This window comes from Roseateles sp., assembly GCF_049240545.1.
Classification (GTDB): domain Bacteria; phylum Pseudomonadota; class Gammaproteobacteria; order Burkholderiales; family Burkholderiaceae_C; genus Paucibacter_A.
In genome coordinates this window covers 1-4,490 of sequence record NZ_JBMLSK010000106.1, presented here as the reverse complement: position 1 = coordinate 4,490, position 4,490 = coordinate 1, and the positions used below count along the sequence as shown (strand labels likewise).

Sequence of the window (4,490 nt, the reverse complement as noted above, 5' to 3'; positions counted from 1 at the left end):
AGGAAGAACGTGTTGGCCGAGCAACCGACCGACCGCCACCAGCCGCTGCGCAGACCCGCCTCGACCCGAGTCCAGCCGATGCTCGGCTCCGGCAGCCGGTAGCCGCCGGCCAGGCCCATGATCGCCGTGAAGTCCGGTTCGTCCGCCGGCAGGGTGTGCGTATTGCTGCTGCTGGCGAGAATCGACGGCGCGGCCACGTCGAAGACGAGGCTGGACACATCGCCGTTGGCGTCCAGACTGGCGCGCAACCGGGCGGCGGCCGCCGGTCGAAAGTAGTCGTTGTGCAGGTCCTGCTCGCGCGACCAGATGAGCTTGACCGGGCGCTTGACGCGCTGGGCGATCAGCGTCGCCTCGCGCGCAACGTCGGTTTCGAGACGCCGGCCGAAGCCGCCGCCGACGCGGGTGGTGTTGACCGTGACCGCGCGCTCCGGCAGCTTCAGCAACTCGGCCACGGTGGAACGCACCTGTGCCTGACTCTGGGTCGGCAGCCACAGCTCGGCCCGCCCGTCGGCTACATGCGCCGTTGCCGTCTGCGGCTCCATCGTCATGTGGGCCGCCCACGGCACGTAGAACACCGCCTCCACCCGGCGGTGCGCCGCGTCCATCACCCGCTCGCTGGCACGGCGCTGCTCGGCCGCGCTGCCCTCGCGCTCACCTCGAACCGGCATTCCCTGGCCCGCCGCCACCGCCGCCAGCAGCGCCTGCCGATGCCGGTCGGTGTCGGGCAGGGTCGGCGGCGGCGTCCATTCGATGCGCAGCTTGCGCAGCGCCTGGCTTGCCGTCCAGAAGTCGCTGGCCACGACCGCCACCGCGTCGTCGAGCCGGACCACGTCCACCACCCCCGCGCTGCGCAAGGCCGCGGTTGCATCCACCGAGCGCACGGCACCGCCCGCGATCGGGCTGTGAACGATCGCCGCAGTGCTCAGGTTCGGCAGTCGAACATCGACCCCGAACACCGCCGAGCCGTCGAGGAAGCCGAACTCGTCGGCGCGCGCCCGGCCCGCGAATGCGGCGCGGGGCATCCTGCGCTCGTCCACCTGCACCTCGGACGGCACCGGAAGACGGGCCGCCGCGTCCGCCAGGTCGGCAAAGCGCGCGATGCGCGCCGAGGGTCGGTGCACGACCGCCCCGGCTTGCACAGCGCACTCGGCCGCCGCCACCTGCCAGCGCGCAGCGGCGGCCTGCACCAGCACCGCGCGCGCGGTCGCGCCCAGTTGCCGCAACGAGGCGTAGTGAGCCCGAATGCCGGCGCTGCCCGAGGTGACGTAGTCGCCGTCCGGTCCCAGATAGGGCGCGCGCACGGGCGCCTGCTTGAGCGCAATCCGCTCCGGCGCCACGTCGAGCTGGTGCGCAACGATGGCCGCGAAGGACGAGGGCGTGCCCTGGCCGAGGTCCGTGACCTTGTGGAACAGCGTGATTGCGCCCGCCGCGTCGATCACCAGCCACACCGACCAGTCGTTGACCGGCGGCTGCGCCGACGTGGAAGCGGCAGCACCGCCGAGGACCCGCGCCGGACCCGCCAGGCAGGCAATCCCCGTCGCCGTGACCGCACAGACGAAAGCGCGTCGACCGAGCTTCACGCCGATGCTCCCCGTGCGCGCGCCAGCGCGATCGCCGCGCCGATGCGGGCGTAGGTGCCGCAGCGGCAGATGTTGCCGATGTCCTCCAGCGTCTGCGCGGGCGGCGGCGTCGGGCCAGCCAGCGCGGCGGCCGCCGCCATGATCTGGCCGGGCTGGCAATAGCCGCACTCGGATACGCCGATCTCCAGCCAGGCCTGCTGAACGGGGTGAGGCCGGTCTGGGGTGCCGAGGCCTTCGATCGTCCGAACCTTGCGTTTCGACGTGGCGCTCATCGGAACGACACAGCTTCTGACGGCCGCGCCATCCAGATGCACGGTGCAGGCACCACACTGCCCGATGCCGCAGCCGTACTTGGTGCCAGTGAGGCCCAGTTGGTCGCGCAGGAACCACAGCAGCGGTCGCGCTGCCGGCCCGGCGTAGTCGCGCGGTGCGCCATTGACATCCAGGCGTACCCGTACGATCTTGTCCCCGTCGTCCACGTGTTTCTCCGGCTGTTGCGGTCGTCGACTCTAGAAGAGGCGGCGCGGCGCCGCTTTCGATTCCGCTGTCTAGTGCGACGAACTTTCTGAATACCCGACACCGTGGCCGCGAAACGCACCCGCCTGTCCCTCGACTTTCTGCGCGTGCTCGACACGGTGGCCCGCACCGGGTCGATCTCGGCCGCGGCGCGCGAACTGGATCGCGTGCCTTCGGCCGTCAGCTACGCGGTCGACCAGATGCAGCGCGCGCTGGGTCAGAAGCTGGTCCGTCGCCAGGGCGGGGTCATGGCGCTCACCGAGGTCGGCGCCGAACTGCACGCGGTCGGGCTGAGGATGCTGGCGGAGGCGGACCATGTCGAACGCCGATTCGAGGCCCTGCGGCACGGCCGCGCGATGGAGCTGCGGATCGCCATCGATACCGTGTTCGACCTGCGCAGCGTGGCCCGGCTCGTCCGCGAGTTCGACACGCTGGGCGCCGGCACCACGGTCCGCCTGCTCGAAGAGGTCCTCGGCGGACCGTGGGATGCGCTGACCACCGGCCGCGCCGACCTGGCGATTGCCGGACTGGCCTCGGGTGGCCTGCCGGCCGGCGGCGGTTGGGACTGCAGGGCGCTTGGCGACGTGCCGTTCGTGTTCGTCGCAGCGCCGGGCCATGCGCTGGCGCAGCAAGCGGCGCAAGACCGCGGCCGTGCGCTCGGCGACGCGCTCGTGCGCAGCCATCGAGTCGTCGTGATCTCGGACTCCTCGCGACGGCTGCCCAAACGCTCGGTCGGTCTGATCGGCGCGCAGCCGACGCTCGTCGTTCCGAATCTGGCGGCCAAGCTGGCGGCGATCGCCGATGGCCTGGGGGTCGGCTTCGTCCCGGCGATGCGGGCGCGTGAATGGATCGGCGCCGGCCGCCTGGTCCCGTTGCCGGTGGCGCAGCCGGCGCCGGTTGGCCGCTTTGCGATCGTCTGGCGGCGCAGCGCCGGGGACAAGGCCGTGGCGTGGTGGGTCGATGCGCTGACGCGCGCCGGGCCCGGGCTGCTCGCCGGGAGCGCTGGACTACCAGGCGACACGCTGGCCTAGCTAGCCGGGCCGGGCAGGCAGTCGCTGCCCATCCATCGCATGCGTCATCCCGCCGGCCTGCTCGCGTTCGAGCGCCTGCTGCCCCCGCGCCCGCGCGGACGCCGCTTGACGGCTATCTTGGGGGGTACGGTGCCGCGTGTGCTCTCACCTTCGGTCGGCTTGGCGCACTGCCGATCCGGCCCAGGGCGCTTCGACGACGGTTCTGGTCGCCTGTTGGTCGCCGTGGGAGGCAGGCCAGCGAACCCCAAAGCTCACCGCGGCGGCGCAGACGGCGCGACGATGCCGTAACGCGACAGGACGCACCGGGCCTGCGCCGGCCCACGCACGACGAAAGCGTGCATGCCGAGTTGCGCCGCGGCCTCGACGTTGCGCGCGCCATCGTCCAGGAACAGCACTCGGGAGGGTGACAGCCCGAGGCCTTCGAGAGCGGTCCGGAAGGCCTTGACCGACGGCTTCAATGCGTCGATCTCATGCGACAGGAAAGTCTTGTCGAGACGATCCGTCAGTCCCATCGACCGAATCTTTTCCCAGTGCACGGCGCACGAGTTGCTCAGGGCGGCCACTCGATAGCGATCCGGGATGTCGTCCAGCAACTCGATCGCGCCCGGCAACAGCCCGGTTGGCCAGTTGCAGAAGTCCTGCAAGAAGGCCTCGGCCGCGACCGGCAGGCGCAGGTCCGATACGACTCTGGCCGCAAACGTCGGCGCATCGATGACGCCGGTCTCGTGCGCGACCACGGCGGGCGAGGCCAACCACCGTGCATGTAAGGCATCGTGATCGGGCGCCACGCCCAGTAACCTCGACAGGGTAGGGACGCCGTCGAGCGCCACCAGCACCCCGCCGATATCGAACAGCACGGCAGCGATGTCGTGAGCCATGCGCTGTCAATCCTCAGCGGGCAGAAAGTGGGGCGGCAGCGCCCGCAGAATGTCGGGTAGCCACGGCGTTGCGACCGCAACACTCGCCGCCGCCCGGGCTTGCGCCGATCCGTTCAGGGCGATCGAGAAGCCCACCGCCCGAAACAACGGGATGTCCGAGCGCGCATCGCCAACCGCCGCGATCCGCGACATCGGCACGCCGAAGCGATGTGCGAGCCGCGCGACCGCTCGCACCTTGTCGCGCTCGTCGAAGTGCCGGGCGACCGCTCCGGTCAGCAGGCCGCCCGGGCCGCAATTCATCCGGGCGCCGGTCCACTCGTCGAAGCCGAATCGATCGCCGACCGCGCTGGCCATGAATCGCCACGCCAACGTGTTGAGGACGGTGAAGACGCTGCGTCTGTGCAGTTCCTGCAAGGTTTCGCGGATGCCCTCGATGAGCGGAACGTCGCGCATGATCGAGGTGATGTTCTCGCGCGATCTGCCGC

5 protein-coding genes are annotated in these 4,490 nt (G+C 71.0%); 1 reads left to right on the top strand and 4 read right to left on the bottom strand.

Annotation, left to right across the window (positions count from 1 at the left end; translation table 11 throughout):
• A partial coding sequence (locus ACOVRJ_RS06990) for a molybdopterin cofactor-binding domain-containing protein (RefSeq protein WP_422043165.1) occupies positions 1–1,580 on the bottom strand: 1,580 nt, incomplete at its 3' end.
• Entirely contained in the window at positions 1,577–2,059 is a 483-nt protein-coding gene (locus ACOVRJ_RS06985; protein ID WP_422043164.1) for a (2Fe-2S)-binding protein, read from the bottom strand. The genes ACOVRJ_RS06985 and ACOVRJ_RS06990, both read right to left, overlap by 4 nt.
• A 102-nt stretch (positions 2,060–2,161) precedes the next feature.
• Here ACOVRJ_RS06985 and ACOVRJ_RS06980 point away from each other — a divergent pair, with 102 nt between their 5' ends.
• Positions 2,162–3,127 carry a LysR family transcriptional regulator gene (locus ACOVRJ_RS06980; protein ID WP_422043163.1) on the top strand — a complete coding sequence of 322 codons (966 nt, stop codon included), beginning with the start codon at positions 2,162–2,164 and terminating at the stop codon, positions 3,125–3,127.
• Positions 3,128–3,378: 251 nt separating this feature from the next.
• Here ACOVRJ_RS06980 and ACOVRJ_RS06975 read toward each other — a convergent pair whose 3' ends face one another.
• On the bottom strand, positions 3,379–4,005 hold the full coding sequence (locus ACOVRJ_RS06975; protein ID WP_422043162.1) for an HAD family hydrolase: 627 nt from the start codon (positions 4,003–4,005) through the stop codon (positions 3,379–3,381).
• A 6-nt stretch (positions 4,006–4,011) separates the two neighbouring features.
• Positions 4,012–4,490: HAD family hydrolase (locus ACOVRJ_RS06970; RefSeq protein WP_422043161.1), on the bottom strand; the 479-nt coding region annotated here is incomplete at its 5' end.